This window comes from Methylobacterium oryzae (assembly GCF_036441375.1).
Classification (GTDB): domain Bacteria; phylum Pseudomonadota; class Alphaproteobacteria; order Rhizobiales; family Beijerinckiaceae; genus Methylobacterium; species Methylobacterium oryzae_A.
Genome location: NZ_MLCA01000015.1, coordinates 137,907 through 157,635 on the forward strand (window position 1 = coordinate 137,907; position 19,729 = coordinate 157,635).

Here is a 19,729-nt window from a genome sequence, read left to right on the forward strand (position 1 = left end):
GCCTGTACCAATGTCCGCCGCCTGGAACCGGCCACAGACGCGCGTGCGACGATTTCCGGAACCAAGTAGCGAGATCGTCCGCCGTTGGCTGCCGATTTCTCAAGTAAAACGGCGCTCTTGCGGCGGGGTGGCGCGCGCGATCGATTGCCGTTAGGCTGCTTTTCTGTCGATACCATTCTCTCATTTGAAAATTTACAGAGAGCAGATCTGGAGCGACCGGTCCATGTTGTGTGCCGAAGGAGAAGGGCAGAGCGTTCCGGGCGGCACCCGCGCCGGGCCCGGCGCGGCGCAGCCCGTTCCGCGTTCCGAGGCGGCGGGCGAGATCGGCTCCGCGCACCTCCTGCAGGGGCGCCGCGAGATCGTCATCCGCCACGCCGGCCACGCGTATCGCCTGCGCGTGACCGCGAGCGACAAGCTGATCCTGACCAAATGAGCGCCCCCGGCCTTCTGTCCCGCCGCGCGCTCCTAGCCGCCGCCGCTGCCGGGGCGCTCGCCCCGCGCGCCGCCGCCGCGCAGGCGGCCACCCGAATCGCCGCCCTGGGCGGGGCCGTCACCGAGATCCTCTACCGGCTCGGCGCCGGCGGCCGGATCGTGGCGGTCGACACGACCAGCCTCTACCCGCCCGAGGCGCTGCGCGAGAAGCCGAATGTCGGATACCTGCGGGCGCTCTCGGCCGAGGGCCTGCTGGCGCAGCAGCCCGATCTGATCATCGCCGCCGAGGGCGCCGGGCCGCCCGCGGTCCTGGCGCAGCTGCGCGAGGCCGGGCTGCGCGTCGAGACGGTGACGGAGCCGCCGAGCCCCGAGGGGGTGCTGGACAAGATCGAGACGGTCGGGCGCCTCGCGGGCCTGGAGCGGGAGGCCGAGGTCCTCGAGGCCGAGGTCCGCGCCCATTTCGCCGACCTCGCGGCGCGGCGCGCCCGGATCGCCCGGGCGGCCCGGGCCCTCGTCGTCCTGTCGGTCCAGGGCGGCCGGACCGTGGTCGGCGGCGCCGGCTCCTCGGCGGACGGCATCCTGACCCTGGCGGGCATCGCCAACGCGGCCGCGGGGCTGGAGGGCTTCAAGCCGATGACCGACGAGGCCATCGTGGCCGCCGCCCCCGACGCGGTGGTGATGATGCAGAACGGCCCCGAGCCGCCGAGGGCCGAGAGCATCTTCGCCCCCGGCACGGCCCTCGGCGAGACGCCGGCGGCGGCGCGGGGCCGGCTGGTGGCCATGGACGGCCTCTACCTCCTCGGCTTCGGGCCGCGCACGCCCGAGGCCGCCACCGACCTGATGCGGGCGCTCTACCCGGACCTGCCGCGTGACTGAGCCGCGCGCCGGCGGGCGGGGCGCGTGAGCCGGCGGTCCGCCGCGCCCTGGGTGCTGGGGATCCTGGCGGCCCTGGCGCTGGCCGCCGCCCTGCTCTCCGTGAGCCTCGGGGCGATCCGCATCCCGGCGGAGCGGGTCCTCGCGGTCCTGATCGGGGAGGGGAGCGACCCGGCCCGCGCCCGTGACGGGCTCGTGATCCTCTCGATCCGCCTGCCCCGCACCCTGCTGGGGCTGATGGTCGGGGCCGTGCTGGCGGTCTCGGGGGCGCTGATGCAGGGGCTGTTCCGCAATCCCCTGGCCGACCCGGCGCTGGTCGGAGTCTCGTCCGGGGCGGGGCTCGCCGCAGCCGTGATCATCGTGCTCGGCGACCGGATCCTCGCCGCCCTGGGGCTTCCGGGGCCGCTGCCCTACGCCGCGCTGCCCGCCGGGGCCTTCCTCGGCGGCCTCTGCGCGACCCTTCTCCTCTACGCCCTCGCCACCCGGTCCGGGCGCACCGCGGTGGCGACGATGCTGCTCGCGGGGATCGCCCTCGGGGCGCTGAGCGGCGCGCTGACCGGCCTGCTGACCTTCGTGAGCGACGACCGGCAGCTGCGCGATCTCGCCTTCTGGTCCCTGGGCAGCCTCGGCGGCGCCACCTGGGCCAAGGTCGCGGCCTCGGCGCCGCTGATCCTGCCGGTCCTGATCGCGGTCCCGTTCCTGGGCCGCGGCCTCAACGCGCTCGTCCTCGGCGAGGCCGAGGCGTTCCATCTCGGCGTCCCGGTGGAGCGGTTGAAGCGCGCCTGCATCGTGCTGGTGGCGGTCGCGGTCGGCGCCAGCGTGGCCGCTGCCGGGGTGATCGGCTTCGTGGGCCTCGTGGTGCCGCACGCCCTGCGGCTCCTGATCGGCCCGGGGCACCGGCTGCTGCTGCCGGCCTCGGCCCTCCTCGGGGGCGCCTTCCTGGTCCTCGCCGACGCGGTGGCGCGCCTCGTCGCCGCGCCCGCCGAGCTGCCGATCGGGATCGTCACCGCGCTGGTCGGCGCGCCGGTCTTCCTGTGGCTGCTCCTCGGCCGCGGGCAGGGGGACGAGATCTGACGATGCCTGACGATGCCTGATCCGGCCCCGCTCACGGCCCGCGGCCTGACCGTCACGGTGGCGGGGCGCGACCTCGTGCGCGACGTCTCCCTCGCGGTGGAGGCCGGCACCCTGCAGGTGATCGTCGGCCCGAACGGGGCCGGCAAGTCGACTCTCGTGCGTCTCCTCAGCGGGGCGCTGCGCCCGACCCAGGGCAGCGTCGCCTATGGCGGCGCGCCGGTGGAGACGATCCCGCCCTGGCGGCTCGCCGCGCTGCGGGCCGTGCTGCCGCAGGCGGCGCGCCTCGCCTTCCCGTTCGCGGCGGCCGAGGTCGCCCGGATCGGCCTCGACGGTATCGGCCGGGGCCTCGGCGCCCGCGACCGGTCGGCGATCCTGGCGCGCGCCCTCGCGCGGGCCGACGTGGCCCATCTCGCCGACCGCGCCTACCCGACCCTCTCGGGCGGGGAGCAGGCGCGGGTGCAGTTCGCCCGCGTGCTCTGCCAGCTGGAGGCCGGCCGCACGGTCGCGGACCGGCAGGTGCTGTTCCTCGACGAGCCGACCGCGAGCCTCGACCTCCGGCACCAGGGCGCGCTGCTCGACGCCGCGGCCGGGCTGGCGGCGACCGGCGTCGCCGTCGTGGCGATCCTCCACGACCTCAACCTCGCGGCCGCCTATGCCGACCGGCTGCTGGTCCTCGACCGGGGCCGGCTGGTCGCCGGCGGGCGGCCGGTCGAGGTCCTGACGGACGACCTGATCGCGGGGGTCTTCGGCGTCCGCTGGCCGGTCGGCCGGGTGCCCGCGGGCGGCCAGCCCTTCCTGCTGCCGCACAGGGATGCGGACCGCGACGCGTCCGGTCCCGCGCGGGACTGACCGGACTTGGCAGGTCCCGGAGGGCGTCCGGCCCGCGCGGCGGCGCCCTGCGCGGCGCGCGGGCCAGCAATCCCGGAAACGCCTGTTGCGCATCTCTGTCGCGATCGGTGAGAAAAGCTTCAGCAAGCCAGCCATACGCCAGCCAGCTCTCGGGAAAGACTGTGCGCGGGCGGCTGTCATCATGGCTTATACTTTCCACCGGGCGCTCGTCGCCCTCGGCGTCGCGCTGGCGACCCTGCCGGGTGCCGGGGCGGAGGAGGCCGGCCCGGCCGCGCGCGCCGAGCCCGAGACCGGCCTCGACACCCTGTCGGTCACCGCGACGAAGACCGCCGTCCCGGCCGTCGACGCCCTGGCGGGCACGAGCGTGATCCCGCGGGCCGCGCTCGACCGTCTCCAGCCCGGGCGCCTGTCCGAGGTGCTGCGCGACGTGCCCGGCGTGACCACCCAGGAGAACCGGAACGACCCGGCGCAGGCGATCAACATCCGCGGCCTGCAGGATTTCGGCCGGGTGAACGTCCTGATCGACGGCGCCCGGCAGGATTTCCAGGTCTCGGGCCACGGGGCCGACGGCGTGTTCTACCTCGATCCCGAGCTCGTCGGCGGCGTCGACATCACCCGCGGGCCGGCCGCGACGGTCTACGGCTCCGGCGCCATCGGGGGCGTCGCGGCGTTCCGCACCCGGTCGATCGACGACATCCTGGCCCCCGGCGAAAGCGCCGGCTCCGTGCAGAAGCAGGGCTTCGGCACGAACGGCCAGCGCTTCGTGAACAGCTCGGCGCTCGGCGCCCGCATCGGCACCGTCGCGGACCTGTTCGGGCAGTTCGTCTTCCGCGACACCGCGCCCTATCGCGACGGTGCCGGCCTGCCGGTGCCCGACACCGGCAGCGACCTGAACGCGGGCATCGCCAAGCTCACCCTCCGGCCGGCGGAGGGTCACGCGCTCCACGCCACGGCGCTGCTGCAGCGATTCGCCTTCGTCAACGGCGGCGATACCGGCGCGGGGGCCCGGTTCGCCAACGCCGTGCAGGCGGACACCTACACGTTCGGCTACCGGTTCGCCCGGCCGGACGTGCCGCTCGTCGATCTCAGCCTCGACGGCTACGCGACCACGACCCGCGACGCGCTGACCTTCCTGCAGGACTCTCCGCGGGGCCTCTACGGCCGGCTCGGCACCCGGGCCGGCGACCGCCTGACCTACGACCTCGCCACCGCGGGCTTCGACGCCCACAACACCGCCCGGTTCGAGACCGGTCCGGTCGCGCACGCGCTCACGCTCGGCGGCGACGGCGTGGCGAATCGCGTCCGGACCGCCGACCAGGCCGGCGGCTTCGGCGCGGCCTTCACGCCGTCGGGGCGACGGGCGCTGGCCGGCGCCTTCCTCCAGGACGAGATCCGCGCCGCGCCGTGGCTTCGGATCGTCGGCGCGCTCCGGCACGACGGCTACCGGCTCGACGGCGGGGCCTATCGCGCCAGCGGCGCGCGGATCTCGCCGAAGATCACGGTCGGCGTCGCGCCGCTCGACGGCCTCGAGATCTACGGGACCTACGCCGAGGGCTACCGCGCCCCGACGATCACCGAGACGCTGATGCGGGGCATCCACCCGTTCCCGGCCTTCGCGATCCTGCCGAACCCGGCCTTGCGGCCGGAGGTGGCCCGCACCGTCGAGGGCGGCGCCAACCTGCGCGCCGACCGGGTGCGGGGGCCGGAGGACGCGCTGCGGGCCAAGCTCGCCGTGTTCGACACGGCGGTCGACGGCTTCATCGACGTGCAGGCCGTCGGGCCCGCCTACTACGTCCCGGTGATTCCGGGCGTCCCGGCCTCGATCTGCGCCGCCCGGCCCGGGCGCTTCCCCTGCGTGATCCCGGCGCGATCCTACCAGTACCGCAACGTCGCCCGGGCCGACCTGTCGGGCGCGGAGCTGGAGGGGGTCTACGACTGGGGCAGGGGCTTCGTGTCGCTCGCCGCCACCCATGTCGACGGCCGCGACCGCGCCAGCCGCGAGAGCCTGCTCACGGTGCCGCCGGACCGGATCGGCGCGACGCTGGGCCTGCGCTTCCTCGCCGACCGGCTGGTCGTGGGCACGCGCCTGACCCTGGTGGAGGCCCGCTCCGACCTGCCCGCCGCCCGGAGCCGGGCCACCAGGGCCTACGGGCTGGTGGACCTTTTCGCCACCTACGCGGCCACCGAACGGATCACCGCGGATCTCGTCGTCCAGAACGCCCTCGACCGGCGCTACCGCGCTTACCGCGACGCGTTGGCGGGCCCGGGCCTCGTCGCCAAGGCGTCGCTCAGCGTCGCGTTCGTGACCCGGTAGGCGCGGCTAGCGGTAGCGCGACGGGTGGTACTCCCGGTAGCTCAGGCCGATCACGGCCGCGAGCAGCCCGGCGCCCCGGCACAGCGTGTAGCCGCCGCCGATCAGGGTCGCCGGCCTGAGCGACAGGCCGGCGATCCCGAGTCGCAGCAGGCCGCCGCCGAGGCGCGCGAAGCCGCGGCCCGCGTTGGCGAGCCGGCCGCTCACCGTTTCCGGGCGGAGACGGCCGAGATAGGCCTCGACGCTGCCGCTGCGGTACCAGCGGGCCAGCAGCCAGCGCACCCGCATCCGGTGCGTCGGGATGCTGTCGTAGACCAGGGCCGTCTCGGCCCAGGCGATCCGGTGCCCGGCGAGCAGCAGGGACCGGAAGAAGAACGTGTCCTCGCCGCCGAGGGTGTTGAAGCGCATGTCGAAGGACAGGCCCAGCGCCCGGATCACCCGCAGGTCCAGGAGCGCGTTGGCGGTGTAGCCGTCCTCCACGAAGCCGTCGCGGACCGGCAGGCGCTTGGCGAAGAAGCCTCCGGCGGCGGCCCAGGCGGGCGGAACCCGGTCGAAGAACGGCACGACCGGCCCGATGCAGGCCGCGACGCCCGAGGCGAGGGCGGTCTCGAGCAGGTTGTGGAGCCAGTCCCGGTCGGGAAACTCGTCGTCGTCGATCAGCGCGACCCAGTCCGCGCCGGTCGCGGAGGCCTCAGCGAGGCTGCGGTTGCGGACCGCGGCGAGGCCGCGGGTCTCCTCCCGGGCGTAGGTGACGGGGAAGCGGCCTGTCGCCCGGTAGGCCTCCACCACCGGGACGGCGGCGCGGCTGCGCCCGTTATCGATGATCAGGATGCGCAGGGCGGTCTCGGCGAGGCTGCCGAGCCGCTGCTGGTCCAGGGCCTTGAGCAGGCGCGCCAGCCCCACCGGCCGCTCGCAGGTGCAGATGCAGATGCACAGGCGCATCGTCTTACCTCTGTCCGATCGGGAGGGCGTGCGGCCTGGGCCGCAGGCGCTTGCCGGCCGCCGCCAGCAGCGTCGCGGCCAGGAACCGCCAGGTCCGGGGATGCCGGAGCGCCAGCGCCGCGCCCTCCAGCCACCGCCCGGCCTGGGCCGCCTCGATGACCTGGGCGATCCGCCGCGTCGTCGCGAGGCCGTCGCGATAGGCGCGGCTGCCGTGGCGGATCTCGGCGGACCGCGCCCTGGCCTCCGCGAGGCGGCCGTGCTCGGCCCGGGCCGCGAAGGCCGCGTCGAGGCGCGCGATGTCGGCCTGGCGCAGCCGGTGCGACAGGGAGCTCGGCCCGCGCCGATAGCCGTAGCCCGCGTAGGTGGTGACCACGAATCGCGCCCCGGCCGCGAGGGCTTCCAGGCACAGCAGGAAATCCTCGCCGATCCGGACGCCCTCGTCGTACCGGATCCCGTGCCGGCGCAGGATCTCGGCCCGCATCATGGGCTTGAGGTAGCCGAGCTTGGTCACCCGGCTGAGCAGCTGGTTGCAGGCGATGTACTTGGCGAGGTCGATCTCGAACAGGTACGGCTCCCGGCCCCCTTCCAGCATGCCCGGCCCCTGCGGGTCGAACATGTCGGTGAACGGGATCGGGTTGTCGGCGACGATGTCGGCATCCGCCGCCAGGGCGAGGTCGAGCAGGGTCCGGGTGCGGTCGGGCAGGATCAGGTCGTCGGCGTCGAGGATCGCGATCCACCGGCCCCGCGCGGCGTTCAGGGCCGCGTTCCGGGCGCTCGACGGGCCCCGGGGGGCACCCGGTCCGGCCCCGGCGAGGGGGATCACGCGGACGCGCGGATCGGCCTCCGCCAAGCGCGCCAGCGCGGAGGCTGTCCCGTCCCGCGAGCCGTCGTCGACCGCCACGACCTCCACGGCGACCCCGGTCTGGGCCAGGGCGGACCGGACGGCGGTCTCGATCCAGGGCGCCGCGTCGTGCGCGGCCATGATGAACGAGACATCCACGAACGTGCCCCGGGCATCGGACAAGAGTTGATCCGCCATCGCGCTTCCTGGGCCGCAGGGCGCGGCCTCCGAGACCGCCCCCGATTTTGGCCGGAAGCCATCGGCGCGCACGACGCTCAAAGGGCGTAGGGCGGCGGCCATCCCCTCCCATTGCGGGGGATGGTGCCGACGGCCGGCAGCTCTCAGTGCGTGTCGGAGGGCGTGTCGCCGGCGGGACGAGGATTCCGGAGGGTCAGGCCCTTCGCCAGGATCGTCCGGACATGGAGGCGCAATTTTTGTTTTCTCTCCGCCGTGGCGGGAGAATCTTTTTCGAGGCCCGAATCGCCGGAGGCTGCCATGTCGAACGCCCCTGAGGCCCGTCACCGCGCGTCGCCATTGCCGACGCGGCCGGAAGGGTGATCGGCGATACCTATAATGGATTATTTGGCTGGAATCTCGGCATTATTGCAACGCAACTGCCGAAAACAGTTTTGATATTTGTTAAGGTTTATGTCTCCTACTGAGCATTGTCGGACGTGGGCGAACTACGTAGGTAGTATCCAAGGGCCCTCCCGAGGGCAGCATTCAGGGAGGAGATGAGTGCCCAGTCGCTTCTATTTCGACATCGAGAACGGCGAGGAGACGATCCGCGACGCGCAGGGCGTGGAAGCCGAGGACTTGGCCGAGGCGCTGGCGGAGGCCCGCAGCGTGATCGACGAAATGGCGGGTGAACTGGAGGCCGCGGGGCCGGACGGCGCGTGGACGCTCGTCGTGCGCGACGCCACCGGAGCGGTGGTCGGCCGGCTGCCGATCAAGGGCTGAATCGGGGCGCCCGGGTCGGTGACCGCCGCCGCGGGAGAGGAGCGCGGGCTGATCGGCGCGGGGCCCGCAGGAGCCGGCGGGCGGGCCGCTCCAGGAGCCGCCACGACATCTCAGCCAGCAGCAGCGTCAGCAGCAGGTCGAGCGCCATGGAGACCGAGCGCGGTCCGGCGACATCGATGCCGACGAGCCCCAGCACCCGCTCCGCGTGGAGCGGAACGTGGAACAGGTAGGCGGCGTAGCTGATCACGCCGATCCGGCGCAGCACCGGGTTCTCCAGCAGGGCGACCGCGCGACCGTCCCGCGCCTGCATCACCTGCAGCAGCAGCAGCGCCGCCAGGACGCCGCTGAGACGGCCGAGAACCAGCCACCAGCCGGTCGGCGCGATCACGAGCGGCAGGGTCACGAACAGCACCAGCACGCCCACGAGGGCGGCGTCGCGGGCGAGCCAGGCCGGGAGCGGCCGCGTGCGCAGGCCGGCGAGTCCGCCCAGCGCGATCAGCCCGAGATTGACCAGCGTGTCGACGTCGAAGGCTCTCGGCCCGGCGCCCGCCCACCACAGGGCGCCGTGCGTCAGGACGCTGACCCCGACCAGGATCCCGCACAGCGCCCCGAGACGGCGCCGCGGCAGGAACAGGGCCGCCGGCGCGAACAGCAGGTAGAATTGCTGCTCGACGGCGAGACTCCAGAGGTGGCCGAGTTCGGTCCCCCAGCCGTTCTGCTCGATGTAGAAGTTCGTGACGTAGAACCACGTCGCGAGCTTGAATGCGTCGTTGCCGAGACTGGCCGGGTCGCCGGGGCGGACCGTGTAGAGCGCGAGCAGGAAGACGTAGTAGACCGGCACGATCCGGGCGACGCGGTTCCGGTAGAACAGGCCGAGGCTGCCGAGCGGCGTCGACGCGCCCGCCTCCACCGCGGTGCGGGCGGCGGCGAGGATCCGGACGATCAGGAAGCCGCTCAGGACGAAGAACAGCCACACGCCGGTCGTGCCGAGGGCTTCGGTCCTCGGGCTCGGCGCCTTGTGGCTGACGAAGACCATCAGGAACGCCAGGGCCCGCAGACCGTCGAACCCGATGATGCGGCGCTCTGAAGGGGCCAAGGCGCGTCCCGTCCGATGATCGGCCGCGCCGCGTCGGGGCAGAGCGCGCCCGCGCGGCCGGATCCGGCCGGGAGGGCCGGATACCCCACCCTAGACCGGGCCTCGCGCGGGGGATCCTACCTCGATCGGGGGAGCGGACCTCCCCGAAAGCGGTCCTGCTGCCCGGCGGGGCCGTCAGCGGCGCCGGGCGAGCAGGACGACGAGGCCGACGGAGGCGGCCGCCGCGACCTGGGCGGCCAGCAGCGCGACCAGGAATCCCTGCGAGAGCGCCACCGCGAAGCCGGTCGCTCCTCCAATCAGCGCAGCGAAGACCAGCACGACCAGCAACGACTTACCTCCATTGATGGATCGGCGGCCGTCTTGTTGCCGAACCTGTCGTGGGCCCAGTGTTGTCGCAAGGGTTCCGCCTGCGCTCGACGCCCCTTCGGACCGGCCGAGAGCCGCCGAAGCCGGCCGCGGCGACGCTGGCCGAACCGGCCGGGTGCGCGCGTCGCTCCGCAAGTTCCGACCCCGTCTCGCCCCGAGTCAAGGAGCCGACATGTTGCGCCCGGCTGGGACCCCGACGCCGATCGAGCCGTCGACGCCGCAGGAAATGGTCGAGACGCTGAACGAGGCGTTGGTCAAGACGTTGCCGGCCCCGCGGCAGGCTGGTCCCGGCCTCCGGGTGAGCTGGGCGATGAAGCGCGTCCTCGACGCGACCATCGCGCTGACGGCGCTGTTCCTGCTGCTGCCCCTGCTGCTCTTCATCGCCCTGCTGATCTGGGGGAGCGACGGCCGGTCGCCGATCTTCCGCCACAGGCGCCTCGGCCGGTACGGGCGCCCCTTCGGATGCCTGAAGTTCCGGACCATGGTTCCGGACGGCGACGCGGTGCTGGCGCGGCACTTCGCCGAGAATCCCGAGGCCCGGGCCGAGTGGGAGGCCTCCTTCAAGCTCACCCACGATCCCCGCGTGACGGCGCTGGGCCACGTCCTGCGCAAGACCTCCCTCGACGAGCTGCCGCAGCTCTGGAACGTGCTGCGCGGCGAGATGAGCCTCGTCGGACCGCGGCCGATCGTCCAGGCGGAGGTCGTGCGCTACGGCGCCGACTTCACCGCCTGCTTCTCCGTCCCGCCGGGGCTGACCGGCCTGTGGCAGGTCTCCGGGCGCAGCGACACGGGCTACGCCGAGCGCGTCGCCCTGGATTGCGCCTATGCCAGCCAGTGGAGCCTCGGCCGCGACATCGCCATCCTGCTCAAGACGGTCCCGGCCGTGCTGAGCCAGCGCGGCAGCCGCTAGGGTCATGACAGGGCGGCCGCGCCGCGCTCGCCGCGCCCGCCCCGGAGCGCGCCGATGAAGGGCATGATGCTCAACGCCCTGCTCGGCGTGATGCTGGGCCGCTTCGGCTCGGTCTGGCGGCTGCTGGTCTTCGTCCCGATCGTGGCGGCCGAGGTCGGCTACGGCCTCCTCGTCTACAACCTGAGTGCCGGCGCCTGCCTGCGGCGCGGCACGGCGCTGCTGGTCTGCGGGCAGCTGGCCTTCCTGCTCGGCGCCCTGCTGCGGCCCATCGCCAACGAGCGGTGAACCGCCCGGGCCCGGTACGGCCCGGCGACGCGGACACGTCAGGCCGGATCCTCCTCGGCGGCGGGTGCCTCGCGGCAGAGGCGCCAGAACTCCACGAAGCCGGCGGCGTACGCGGCGATGACGAGGCTCGACCAATGCATCGCGTGGCTCCGGGCTCATTCGAGGGCCCAGCCTGCCGCGGAGACGTTAAGATTTAGCCCCGCCAAGATTTAGCCCCGCCCAGTCTCGGTTCCGGTGTCCGGGGCGATGGGAGAGGCGATCTGCGGGGCCGTGCGCGAAGCGGTGTCCGGCGCGCTCCCCGCCCGCCGGCGCGGCTATCGGCAGGCGATCGACCCCTTGAAGCCGCACGGATCGCCCATCCGGGTGAACGCGACCCGCTCGACCAGCGCGGTGACCGGCTGCCCCGAATATTCCGTCGGTCCGAGCCAGGACGCGAAATCCGGCCCCTGTCCGGACCAGACGCTGAGCATGATCTTGCTCGGATGCGAGGGGATCGGGCGGTCGGGCGTGCCGCGCACCTCGCGCAGCAGGCGTCCGTTGACGTACCAGCGCAGGCGGTCCGGCAGCCACTCGAAGGCGTAGTCCGCGGTGGTGGTCGCGGCGTCGAAGCCGAGCGCGTCGAGGCTGACATGTTCGCCGACGCCGCCGACGAAGTAGTTGAGCTGGACCTTGCTGGTGTCCTTGCCGAGCCACTCGAAGTCGATCTCGTCGTTCGTGCTGCGGTCGCCGTTCTCGGGGGCGTTGTAGGTGAAGAACGCCGAGACCATGCCGGACCCGGTCCCGGCCCGCATCCGGACCTCGTAGGTGCCGTAGCCGTAGCGCTCGCGGGTCTGAATCTCAGCGCAGCTGAAGGGACGCTCCTTATAGGTGATGTCCGTCAGGGACAGGGAGAGTTCGCCGGGCGTCGCGATCCGGGCGCGGTGCTTCGACCACGTGCAGCCCTGCCAGTCGCCGTTGACCCAGCCGTCCGAGACGTACCAGCGGCGGTCGTTCAGGGTGCTGAAGAGTTCCACGAAGGATGCGCCGCCCTGCAGGGCCGGAGCGGGGGCCGGAGCGGCGGCCGGGGCCGCCGCCGGCGGCGTGGCGGTCTCGCCCGCGCTCGCGGGGTAGGCCTGCAGGAGAAGCGTCGCCGCCACGCAGAGGTGGCGGCCCGGGCCGGACCAGATCGTCATGCGCACGTCCTCAACCAGTCACCGCAGGATCGCGGCGGCGCGCATCGTAGCGACGGGGGCGCCGCCGGCCGGGGATCATTCGGACGATCCGGCCCGAGGGCGGCCCCCTCCTTTCGGACGATCTCGCGCGCCGCGCCGAGGTCGCCCTACCGTGCCGGCGGGCCGGCCGCGGCGCGGATCGGCCGGAGAGTCGCGGAGTCGTCCGGTGCGCAGCTTAGAGGCCTCGTCCCCCGTCCCGGAGGTCTGCGTCATCGTCGCGGCCCGGGACGCCGCGGACACGATCGCGATCGCCATCGCCTCGGCGCTCCGGCAGCCGGAGGTCGCCGAGGTCATCGTGGTGGACGATGCCTCCGCGGACCGGACCGGCGCGGCCGCCGCGTCGGCCGACGACGGCTCGGGCCGCCTGCAGGTGATCCGGCTCGCCGAGAATGTCGGGCCCGCCGAGGCCCGGAACCGGGCCATCGCGGCCGCGACCGCCCCGCTGCTGTGCATCCTCGACGCCGACGACTACTTCCTCGACGGCAGGCTCGGCCGTCTCCTGTCCGCGCCCCGGACCTGGGATCTGATCGCCGACGACATCGTCATGGTCCGCGGTGGCGAGGCGGCCTCCGCCGCCGGCCTCGTCACCGGCCCCGGGCGGCCGCAGCGGCTCACCCTCGCGGCCTTCGTGACCGGCAACATCGCCCGCCCCGGCGCGTTCCGGCGCGAACTCGGCTTCCTGAAGCCGATCATGCGGCGGGGTTTCCTGGACCGGCAGGGGCTGCGCTACGACGCGCGGCTGCGGCTCGGGGAGGATTACGCCCTCTACGTCGAGGCGCTGGCGGCCGGGGCGGTGTTCGCCGTGACGGCGCCCTGCGGCTACGTGGCGGTCGAGCGGTCGGACTCGCTGAGCGCGCAGCACCGGACGGACGACCTCGGGGCGATGCTGGCCTTCGACGACGCCATGCTGGCCCGGCCGGGTCTCGCCCCGGAGGCCCGCGCGGCCCTCAGGGCCCACCGCGCCGCCACGGCGAAGCGCTGGCAGCACCGGCGCGTCCTCGACCGGCGGCGCGCCCAGGGCTACGCGGCGGCCCTGCGGGAGCTGCTCGGCACGCCCCTGGCGTGGCGCCACATCCTGTCGGTGACCCTGGCCGCCAAGCTGGCGCGCCTCGTGCCGGCTCCCGCGCCGGATCGGGAGACCGGTCCGCGCCTGCTCCTCGGGCCGGAGCACCGCCTCGAGCCGGCGCGCTGAGCCGGCGCGTCGGCTCAGCGGTCGCGCTCCTCCTTGCGCGTGCGCACGGCCGCCACGTCGGACCGGACGTCGTCCAGCGCGCTGCGGACCCGTTCCAGGGCGGTCGAGAACGTCGCGTCCAGATCCGGATCGACCGCGTCCGGCGCCGTGCCGTGCCGGAAACTGTCCAGCAGATAGGGCATCATCTTGCCGTGGAGCGCCGCGTAGGCGCCGGGGCTGGACAACTCGTAGACCACCGCGAGGGCGTGATAGGCTCGGACGAGAACCTCGAGCGCGACATCCGCACTGCGGGCCCCCCGATCGCAATTGTCACTGCCCATCATCGTGCTTGATAATTTATTGCTGCCCCTCTCGCCGGGTAACATGCCCGCCGAAGACTGTCGATGTTGGGAGGCAGTGCAATTTTCGCTCCCCTATGGCGCGGGGCCGTTTATCGGCGGCCATGGCTCGACTGCAACAGTCGCTGAGTAGAGGGCGTCAGTTCAAGGTATCGTCTAGCCGCGCATCTGTCGCGTCGGGCGGATCATTGTGGCGATCTTGTTCTCGACCTCGGAGAGGACGCTGTTCACAAGTTGAAAGGCGCCGTCGACCGTGCCGGTTGTCATGCTCTCGTTGCGGCTTGTTTCCTGGATGATGCGGAAATTGTCCTCGACGAACGTGCGGATCTTCTGCTGAACGCCGCCGAACTCGCCCGGATGGGCCGTCTCGTAGAGCAGCGCGAGGGCCAGATAGGCGCGCCCCACCATGTCCAGCGCCAGGGTCGTGCTGACCTCAGAATGTCCGGCGTCCGGGGTCGACACGACGACTGAATTTCCTGTCGGAGGTTATTTGATTACTCTATCACGCGCCGCGTTCGGCGCCAACCGACACGCCCTATCGACGATGTGGACGCCGTCCTGCATTCGGGCGGCCACCGGCAGGCCCGCCGCCCGGCCGAAGGTCCGGCCCGTTGTGCAGGTCGGCGGCCCGGCCGGATCGCGGCCGCGCCGCGCGACCGCGGCGGCGGTGAGAGGGATCCCGCGCGCCGGGATCGGCCCGCGCCCGCGAGGGCGGCCCCGGCGCGGGCAGATGGCGGATCGTCGGCCGGCCGAGTCCGTCCGGACCATCCGTCGCGCGGCCCGTCCCGCCTCGTCGGCGACGGAGCCGCTACCGGCCGGCGCTGGCGTGACGCTCGGCGCGATCCCCGCGCGACGCCAGACCCTGCTCGATCCGCAGCTTGAGCCCGAGGATCCGGTTGTGCCGCGCCATCGCGAGGAGCGCTTCCGCGGTCCCGGCATCGCCGCGCACCCGCAGGGCGTGGGCGGCCAGCGCCATCTGGGCAGCCATCGCATCCGCCTGCCGAGCAGCCTGCGGGACGTTCTGGGAGAGGGGCATTCCGGCCATGGCTGCCACGGTTCGAGGGCTGACCCGATCCTCCGGACGATCCGTTAACGATACCTTAACGGCCGCGACCCGCGGCTGGCCGCGCGGCGCCGGCCGTCACTTCCGGATGGGCAGCCGGCCGACCAGCCAGCCGTCCTCGTTGCGCACGAGGAGAGTCCAGGGCGGCTCCCGGCCATTTCCCGTAATCTCGTCGGCCATCTCGGCGATCACGCTGCGCGCCTCGAGCAGGGCTTCCTCGAGGCCGGCAGCCTCCACCCCCACCAGGTCGTGGATCGTCTCCTCGGCATTTGCGATCTCGAAGTAGAAACGCGCCGCCAACAGTGTTCTCCTCCGCCGGAACTCTTCGGGGAGTTCAGTTCTATAGATCGAGGCTAGCATCTCAGCCGTCCGCGTTCCCGGACGAAGCGGTCGGGAAAAAGCAGCCTGTCTTTGACAATTCGGGTGATGCGCCGGGGAAATGTTCGCAGGATCGTCGACCCGCGGCCCCGGATACGCCGAAGGGCGTAGCCGTCCCGCCGCCGCGATGGCCGGATGGCGATGTCGGGCGCGGCCCGGTCGCGGGTGCGGGTCGGGCCGCGCCGGGTTCGGACCGGCCGGGCCGAATCGCCCCGCTACGCCGGATCGGCAGAGTGGCGTACGCCTAAGATATGATGTTGGTGGCCCCGTCGGCCCGCCGTAGACCCGAGCGTCGGTGCGCTCGCGGCGAGGGATCCATGAACATCACGATGGTCGGATCGGGCTATGTCGGTCTGGTCTCCGGCGCGTGCCTTGCGGATTTCGGCCACACGGTCGTGTGCGTCGACAGCAACCGCGGCCGGATCGACGCGCTGAATGCCGGCCGCATGCCGATCTATGAGCCGGGCCTCGACGTCCTCGTCGCCGAGAACGTCCGCCAGGATCGCCTGTCCTTCATCACCGATCTGGAGGCGGCGGTCGGGCAGGCCGACGCCGTGTTCATCGCGGTGGGCACGCCCTCCCGCCGCGGCGACGGCTTCGCCGACCTGAGCTTCGTCTACGCGGCCGCCCGGAGCATCGCGCGCGCGCTGCGCGGCTTCACCGTGGTGGTCACCAAGTCGACCGTGCCGGTGGGCACCGGCGACGAGGTCGAGCGCATCATCCGCGAGACCAATCCCGAGGCGCAGTTCGCGGTCGTGTCGAACCCCGAATTCCTGCGCGAGGGCGCCGCCATCGCCGACTTCAAGCGCCCCGACCGCATCGTCGTCGGCACCGACGAGCCGCGGGCCGCGGCGGTCATGGAGCAGATCTACCGGCCGCTCTACCTGAACCAGGCGCCGATCGTGGCGATGAGCCGCCGGACGGCCGAGCTGACCAAGTACGCGGCGAACGCGTTCCTGGCGGCCAAGATCACGTTCATCAACGAGGTCGCGGACCTGTGCGAGGCGGTGGGCGCGGACGTGCAGGCGGTGGCGCGGGGCATCGGCCTGGACAACCGGATCGGGTCGAAGTTCCTGCATGCCGGGCCGGGCTACGGCGGCTCGTGCTTCCCCAAGGACACGCTGGCGCTGGTCAAGACCGCCCAGGATGCCGGCACGCCGCTGCGGCTGGTCGAGACGGTGGTGGCGGTCAACGACCAGCGGAAGCGCGCCATGGCGCGCAAGGTGATCAGGGCCTGCGGCGGGTGCGGGACTTCGCGGTGGTGGCGGAGGCCGAGACGGTGACGCGGGCGATCGCCGACCGGGCGCTGCAGCTGCTCGACGTGGACGGGGCCGGGCTCGACGTGATGGACCGCAAGTACCTGAGCCTGAGGACAACCGGATCGGGTCGAAGTTCCTGCATGCCGGGCCGGGCTACGGCGGCTCGTGCTTCCCCAAGGACACGCTGGCGCTGGTCAAGACCGCCCAGGATGCCGGCACGCCGCTGCGGCTGGTCGAGACGGTGGTGGCGGTCAACGACCAGCGGAAGCGCGCCATGGCGCGCAAGGTGATCAGGGCCTGCGGCGGCTCGGTGCGGGGCAGGACGGTGGCGCTGCTCGGGCTGACCTTCAAGCCGAACACCGACGACATGCGCGACGCGCCCTCGCTGGCGATCGTGGCCGGCCTGCAGGATGCCGGCGCCGTGGTCCGCGCCTACGATCCGGAGGGCATGGAGCAGGCGCGGCCGCTCATGCCCGGCGTCGCCTTCGCGGAGGATGCCTATCACTGTGCCGAGGGCGCCGACGCCGTGGTGATCGTCACCGAATGGAACGCCTTCCGGGCGCTCGATCTCGACCGGCTGCGGGCGGCCATGCAGCGACCGGTCCTCGTGGATCTCCGCAACGTTTACCGGGCCGGCGACGTCCGGGCTCACGGCTTCGCCTACACCAGCGTCGGCCGCCCGGCCGAGCCCGGGGACGGGGCCGAGATCCTGTCGGCTGCGGACGCCGCCGCCGCGACCGCCTGAGGCGCGGCCCGGCGATCCTTCGCACGACCGGTCCGGTCCGGATCGGATCCGGTCCGCGGGCCTGTCCGGCGGCGCAGTCCGCGCCGCCATGCGGGCGGTCCGCCGCCTCGCGGCGTGTCCGACGAAAAACGGGTCCCCTCCCGGGCCGCCCGAACAGGCGGTCCGAGAGGAGACCCCGAAGCTCCGTCCGGCCGCGCCGGAACGAGGTTCTGCCAGGGCGGCCCCGCCGCGGCGGGGCCGACGCCGGAGCGATCAGGCCGCCGGGGCCTTCACGCCCGCCAGGCTCGAATCTTCCCGGAGGAAGTACTTGTTGGTCAGGTAGGCGACCTCGGTCCGGTTCTTGGCCTTAAGCTTCTTCATGATGTTGCGGACGTGAACCTTCACGGTGCTCTCGCACATGTTGAGTTCGTACGCGATGATCTTGTTCGGCGTCCCCTTGCGGAGTGCCCGCGCCACGCAGAGCTGCCGCGGCGAGAAGATGTCTTCGTCCCCGGCCTCGACCGGCTCGTCCACCTTGATGTTGGCCAGCAGGGGCAGGAGGCACTCGGCCGGGATGTAGACGCCGCCGGCCTGCACGAGCTGGAGGGCCTGCAGGGCGATGTCGACGGAGGTCGTCGTCGGGATGTAGCCTTTGACGCCGAGCTTGATGATCCGCACGATCTGGTCGAGATTCTCGCCGTCCGAGATGACGGCCACCGGCGGAGCGCCGGCCTCGCCCTGCAGGAACGCCAGTTCCCGCGTGATCTCGGTCCACTCGGTCTCGGTCAGGTTGCCGTCCGGCCGGCAGAGCACGACCACGCTCGCCGGGACGAACGGCTTCTGCCGCTTCCACGATTCGATGTCCGCGAAGACTTCGAACGAAGTCTGCCGGTCGGCCTCACTGAGAGAGGCGGCGAGGCATCGGCCGACGAGTTGCCGTCGATCGATGATGACGATGCGGCTGGAGCGGCCCCGGGACTGGTCCCGTTGCTCGACGACGACCGGGTTGTCTCCGGCATGTGCACCCGAAAAGCCGCCGCGGCTTTCGGCCGTGTCCCGCTCAACGACGGTGAGCGCGTCTCGAGTACCAAGACTGGCCATAGAGAATTACCTCCTTTCGAAGGAAGCCGAATGTCAGCGATGACGGGATACCCAATGCGCTCGCCGACGGCGTGACACTGAGATACGCGGTGGCGTCGGTCGCCTTGAGGCGATTGCCGATGACCACGGATACAATGCTAGCTTTCGTAAAATCGTCTGTAAATACCCTATCTGAATCTAAACGCTTAAATTGCAGGGCTAAATACAATCATCGCGCACTACGTACGTACACGGTAATTTGTTTGATTGCGCGATGCGATGCTGATGGAGGGATGCATTCGCAAGGTCAGTCGCGGCCCGTCGGTGGATTGATTCAAGATCTTTCCGAATGTAGTCGCTCAAAGTCCGGATTTAGGAATATGGAAACGTCGTCCTGTTTGCCGCCGCTTATTGCCAAGGTGTCTTGCTGAAGGTTCGGCCGCAATTCGGTGGCCTGGATGGGATTTAGGTATTCGGGGAGAGAGTATTCGAGAGGTGCAGGGTGACATTACGCGGCTGACGCTAGAAGGCGACGCGCGGACACGGCCTTTTACCATTTTGGGGTCCGAGTACTGATTTCGTTGGTGCGGTGCTGTACCGAACGGCACCCGCCGGGGGGAGGAGAGGCGCCCGGTGCGCCGTCCCGCACGGCGGGCGAATCACCGGCGGGTCCGTCGCGGCCTCCGCACCCGCCGCGGAGGCGAGGGGCTAGTCCAGCCGGAGCAGGAGATCGCGCATGCCGTCGACATCGACGAACGTGGCGAGGTCGCGGTCGAGCAGGCCGGCATGTCGCTCCGCGTAGGCCGCCGGCGTCAGCGTCCGCAGGAACGCCGTCACCGATTCCGCGAGCGGCTCGGGAAACGCCCAGCCCAGGCGCTCCGCCACGGTGTAGCGTCCCGTGGCGGTCGAGGCGCGCGCGAGCGTCAGGGCGCCGCACAGGCCGCCCTCATAGAGCCGGTTCGGCAGGAGCCAGTCCGAATTCAGTCCGTCATCGAGGTAATCGACTGCCCAACTGAAGTGGATCCCGCTGTAAATCTCCGGAAGATCTCGGGGATTCGCGTAAGGACCGCGGAACGACATGTTCGCGCGGCCGTCCAGCGTGTCCGCCAGGGTGCGCGGTGAGATGTCCTCCTCGGAGAGGCGCCCGGCCAGGACGATCCGCACCGAGTCGCCGAGGGCGTCGGCGATGGCGGCCAGAATCGTCAGGCTCCGGCGGCAGCGCAGGGTCCCGAACCAGCCGATCACCCAGGGCGGCTCCGCGGTCCGGGTGCGGTCGAGCCGGGTCGCCACCTCCCCGAGCCGGTGGCCCATGACCTTGTTCTCGAGCAGGTGCCACGCGCCGGCGAAGCCCTGGACGGGCCGGAAATACCGGTCGATGAAGTCCGGGGCGCTGACGACGAGGAGGTCGCTCCGGCCGAGGAGCCAGCGCTCGATCGCGCGGGCGACCCGCCCCGGAGCGTCCGGCCGGACCATCAGCCGCTGGATGTCGAGCACCTCGTAGACGAGGCGCGCCCGGCTCCCGGCGAGGCGCGCCGAGGTCCAGGC

General features: G+C 72.1%; 19 protein-coding genes and 3 pseudogenes. 12 read left to right on the forward strand and 10 right to left on the reverse strand.

All coding sequences use genetic code 11. The features are described 5' to 3' along the window. Nucleotides 1-223 precede the first annotated feature (223 nt). The 5 genes from MOTC310_RS28700 to MOTC310_RS28720 all read left to right on the forward strand — a co-directional run bounded on the left by MOTC310_RS28700 (nt 224) and on the right by MOTC310_RS28720 (nt 5,542). Complete coding sequence (locus MOTC310_RS28700; protein WP_331304227.1) at nt 224-433, forward strand: hemin uptake protein HemP; 210 nt, start codon at nt 224-226, stop codon at nt 431-433. Beyond that, nucleotides 430-1,308, forward strand: coding sequence for a heme/hemin ABC transporter substrate-binding protein (locus MOTC310_RS28705; protein WP_331304228.1), 879 nt, complete (start codon nt 430-432; stop codon nt 1,306-1,308). The genes MOTC310_RS28700 and MOTC310_RS28705 overlap by 4 nt, the downstream gene beginning before the upstream one ends. A gap of 24 nt (nt 1,309-1,332) precedes the next feature. Further along, a complete protein-coding gene (locus MOTC310_RS28710) occupies nt 1,333-2,379 on the forward strand; it encodes a FecCD family ABC transporter permease (RefSeq protein WP_331304229.1) in 1,047 nt (348 codons plus the stop codon). A 12-nt stretch (nt 2,380-2,391) separates the two neighbouring features. Next, complete coding sequence (locus tag MOTC310_RS28715) at nt 2,392-3,228, forward strand: heme ABC transporter ATP-binding protein (RefSeq protein WP_331304230.1); 837 nt, start codon at nt 2,392-2,394, stop codon at nt 3,226-3,228. Nucleotides 3,229-3,409: 181 nt separating this feature from the next. Next, nucleotides 3,410-5,542, forward strand: coding sequence for a TonB-dependent hemoglobin/transferrin/lactoferrin family receptor (locus MOTC310_RS28720; RefSeq protein ID WP_331304231.1), 2,133 nt, complete (start codon nt 3,410-3,412; stop codon nt 5,540-5,542). A gap of 6 nt (nt 5,543-5,548) precedes the next feature. Here the strand turns inward: MOTC310_RS28720 and MOTC310_RS28725 are convergent, their stop codons facing one another. Next, nucleotides 5,549-6,481, reverse strand: coding sequence for a glycosyltransferase family 2 protein (locus MOTC310_RS28725; RefSeq protein WP_331304232.1), 933 nt, complete (start codon nt 6,479-6,481; stop codon nt 5,549-5,551). Between the two features lie 4 nt (nt 6,482-6,485). Next, nucleotides 6,486-7,520, reverse strand: a complete 1,035-nt coding sequence (locus tag MOTC310_RS28730) for a glycosyltransferase family 2 protein (protein WP_331304233.1) — start codon at nt 7,518-7,520, stop codon at nt 6,486-6,488. 540 nt (nt 7,521-8,060) lie between these two features. Between MOTC310_RS28730 and MOTC310_RS28735 the strand changes: the two genes are divergently transcribed. After that, complete coding sequence (locus tag MOTC310_RS28735; RefSeq protein WP_331304234.1) at nt 8,061-8,282, forward strand: DUF6894 family protein; 222 nt, start codon at nt 8,061-8,063, stop codon at nt 8,280-8,282. On the opposite strand, the gene MOTC310_RS28740 is transcribed toward MOTC310_RS28735, so the two are convergent. Both MOTC310_RS28740 and MOTC310_RS28745 read right to left on the reverse strand, forming a co-directional pair. Next, entirely contained in the window at nt 8,272-9,378 is a 1,107-nt protein-coding gene (locus MOTC310_RS28740; protein WP_331304235.1) for an acyltransferase family protein, read from the reverse strand. The two genes, MOTC310_RS28735 and MOTC310_RS28740, sit on opposite strands and share 11 nt — an antisense overlap. Before the next feature lie 174 nt (nt 9,379-9,552). Further along, a complete protein-coding gene (locus MOTC310_RS28745; protein WP_331291884.1) occupies nt 9,553-9,705 on the reverse strand; it encodes a hypothetical protein in 153 nt (50 codons plus the stop codon). Between the two features lie 211 nt (nt 9,706-9,916). On the opposite strand from MOTC310_RS28745, the gene MOTC310_RS28750 reads away from it, so the two are divergent. After that, a complete protein-coding gene (locus tag MOTC310_RS28750) occupies nt 9,917-10,654 on the forward strand; it encodes a sugar transferase (RefSeq protein ID WP_331304236.1) in 738 nt (245 codons plus the stop codon). A 54-nt stretch (nt 10,655-10,708) separates the two neighbouring features. Next, the gene (locus MOTC310_RS28755) at nt 10,709-10,939 is read left to right on the forward strand and encodes a hypothetical protein (RefSeq protein WP_020091201.1); all 231 of its coding nucleotides are present in this window, start codon (nt 10,709-10,711) and stop codon (nt 10,937-10,939) included. Nucleotides 10,940-11,253: 314 nt separating this feature from the next. Here MOTC310_RS28755 and MOTC310_RS28760 read toward each other — a convergent pair whose 3' ends face one another. Then, nucleotides 11,254-12,111 carry a glycoside hydrolase family 16 protein gene (locus MOTC310_RS28760; RefSeq protein ID WP_331304237.1) on the reverse strand — a complete coding sequence of 286 codons (858 nt, stop codon included), beginning with the start codon at nt 12,109-12,111 and terminating at the stop codon, nt 11,254-11,256. 205 nt (nt 12,112-12,316) lie between these two features. On the opposite strand from MOTC310_RS28760, the gene MOTC310_RS28765 reads away from it, so the two are divergent. Beyond that, complete coding sequence (locus tag MOTC310_RS28765; RefSeq protein WP_331304238.1) at nt 12,317-13,342, forward strand: glycosyltransferase family 2 protein; 1,026 nt, start codon at nt 12,317-12,319, stop codon at nt 13,340-13,342. A gap of 14 nt (nt 13,343-13,356) precedes the next feature. On the opposite strand, the gene MOTC310_RS28770 is transcribed toward MOTC310_RS28765, so the two are convergent. From MOTC310_RS28770 to MOTC310_RS28785, 4 genes are all read right to left on the reverse strand, one after another. Further along, the gene (locus MOTC310_RS28770; protein WP_331304239.1) at nt 13,357-13,665 is read right to left on the reverse strand and encodes a hypothetical protein; all 309 of its coding nucleotides are present in this window, start codon (nt 13,663-13,665) and stop codon (nt 13,357-13,359) included. 171 nt (nt 13,666-13,836) lie between these two features. Further along, the gene (locus MOTC310_RS28775) at nt 13,837-14,142 is read right to left on the reverse strand and encodes a hypothetical protein (protein WP_331291778.1); all 306 of its coding nucleotides are present in this window, start codon (nt 14,140-14,142) and stop codon (nt 13,837-13,839) included. A 346-nt stretch (nt 14,143-14,488) separates the two neighbouring features. Further along, a complete protein-coding gene (locus MOTC310_RS28780; RefSeq protein WP_331304240.1) occupies nt 14,489-14,668 on the reverse strand; it encodes a hypothetical protein in 180 nt (59 codons plus the stop codon). A 153-nt stretch (nt 14,669-14,821) separates the two neighbouring features. Next, a complete protein-coding gene (locus tag MOTC310_RS28785) occupies nt 14,822-15,043 on the reverse strand; it encodes a DUF6894 family protein (protein WP_331291776.1) in 222 nt (73 codons plus the stop codon). Between the two features lie 395 nt (nt 15,044-15,438). Here MOTC310_RS28785 and MOTC310_RS28790 point away from each other — a divergent pair. The 3 pseudogenes from MOTC310_RS28790 to MOTC310_RS28800 all read left to right on the forward strand — a co-directional run. Next, nucleotides 15,439-16,365 (forward strand): annotated as a pseudogene (locus MOTC310_RS28790) (UDP-glucose dehydrogenase family protein); the annotation flags it as partial. Next, a pseudogene (locus MOTC310_RS28795) lies at nt 16,356-16,491 on the forward strand (Holliday junction branch migration DNA helicase RuvB); the annotation flags it as partial. The pseudogenes MOTC310_RS28790 and MOTC310_RS28795, both read left to right, overlap by 10 nt. A gap of 1 nt (nt 16,492) precedes the next feature. Then, nucleotides 16,493-17,125: pseudogene (locus MOTC310_RS28800) on the forward strand (UDP binding domain-containing protein); the annotation flags it as partial. A 252-nt stretch (nt 17,126-17,377) separates the two neighbouring features. Here MOTC310_RS28800 and MOTC310_RS28805 read toward each other — a convergent pair. After that, entirely contained in the window at nt 17,378-18,205 is an 828-nt protein-coding gene (locus MOTC310_RS28805) for a response regulator transcription factor (protein ID WP_331304241.1), read from the reverse strand. Between the last annotated feature and the right edge of the window lie 1,524 nt (nt 18,206-19,729).

Coding starts and splice junctions, on each gene's coding strand:
- MOTC310_RS28700 (WP_331304227.1), top strand. CDS start 224: ATGTTGTGTGCCGAAGGAGAAGGGCAGAGCGTTCCGGGCGGCACCCGC.
- MOTC310_RS28705 (WP_331304228.1), top strand. CDS start 430: ATGAGCGCCCCCGGCCTTCTGTCCCGCCGCGCGCTCCTAGCCGCCGCC.
- MOTC310_RS28715 (WP_331304230.1), top strand. CDS start 2,392: ATGCCTGATCCGGCCCCGCTCACGGCCCGCGGCCTGACCGTCACGGTG.
- MOTC310_RS28720 (WP_331304231.1), top strand. CDS start 3,410: ATGGCTTATACTTTCCACCGGGCGCTCGTCGCCCTCGGCGTCGCGCTG.
- MOTC310_RS28725 (WP_331304232.1), bottom strand. CDS start 6,481: ATGCGCCTGTGCATCTGCATCTGCACCTGCGAGCGGCCGGTGGGGCTG.
- MOTC310_RS28730 (WP_331304233.1), bottom strand. CDS start 7,520: ATGGCGGATCAACTCTTGTCCGATGCCCGGGGCACGTTCGTGGATGTC.
- MOTC310_RS28750 (WP_331304236.1), top strand. CDS start 9,917: ATGTTGCGCCCGGCTGGGACCCCGACGCCGATCGAGCCGTCGACGCCG.
- MOTC310_RS28755 (WP_020091201.1), top strand. CDS start 10,709: ATGAAGGGCATGATGCTCAACGCCCTGCTCGGCGTGATGCTGGGCCGC.
- MOTC310_RS28760 (WP_331304237.1), bottom strand. CDS start 12,111: ATGACGATCTGGTCCGGCCCGGGCCGCCACCTCTGCGTGGCGGCGACG.
- MOTC310_RS28770 (WP_331304239.1), bottom strand. CDS start 13,665: ATGATGGGCAGTGACAATTGCGATCGGGGGGCCCGCAGTGCGGATGTC.
- MOTC310_RS28780 (WP_331304240.1), bottom strand. CDS start 14,668: ATGGCTGCCCAGATGGCGCTGGCCGCCCACGCCCTGCGGGTGCGCGGC.
- MOTC310_RS28805 (WP_331304241.1), bottom strand. CDS start 18,205: ATGGCCAGTCTTGGTACTCGAGACGCGCTCACCGTCGTTGAGCGGGAC.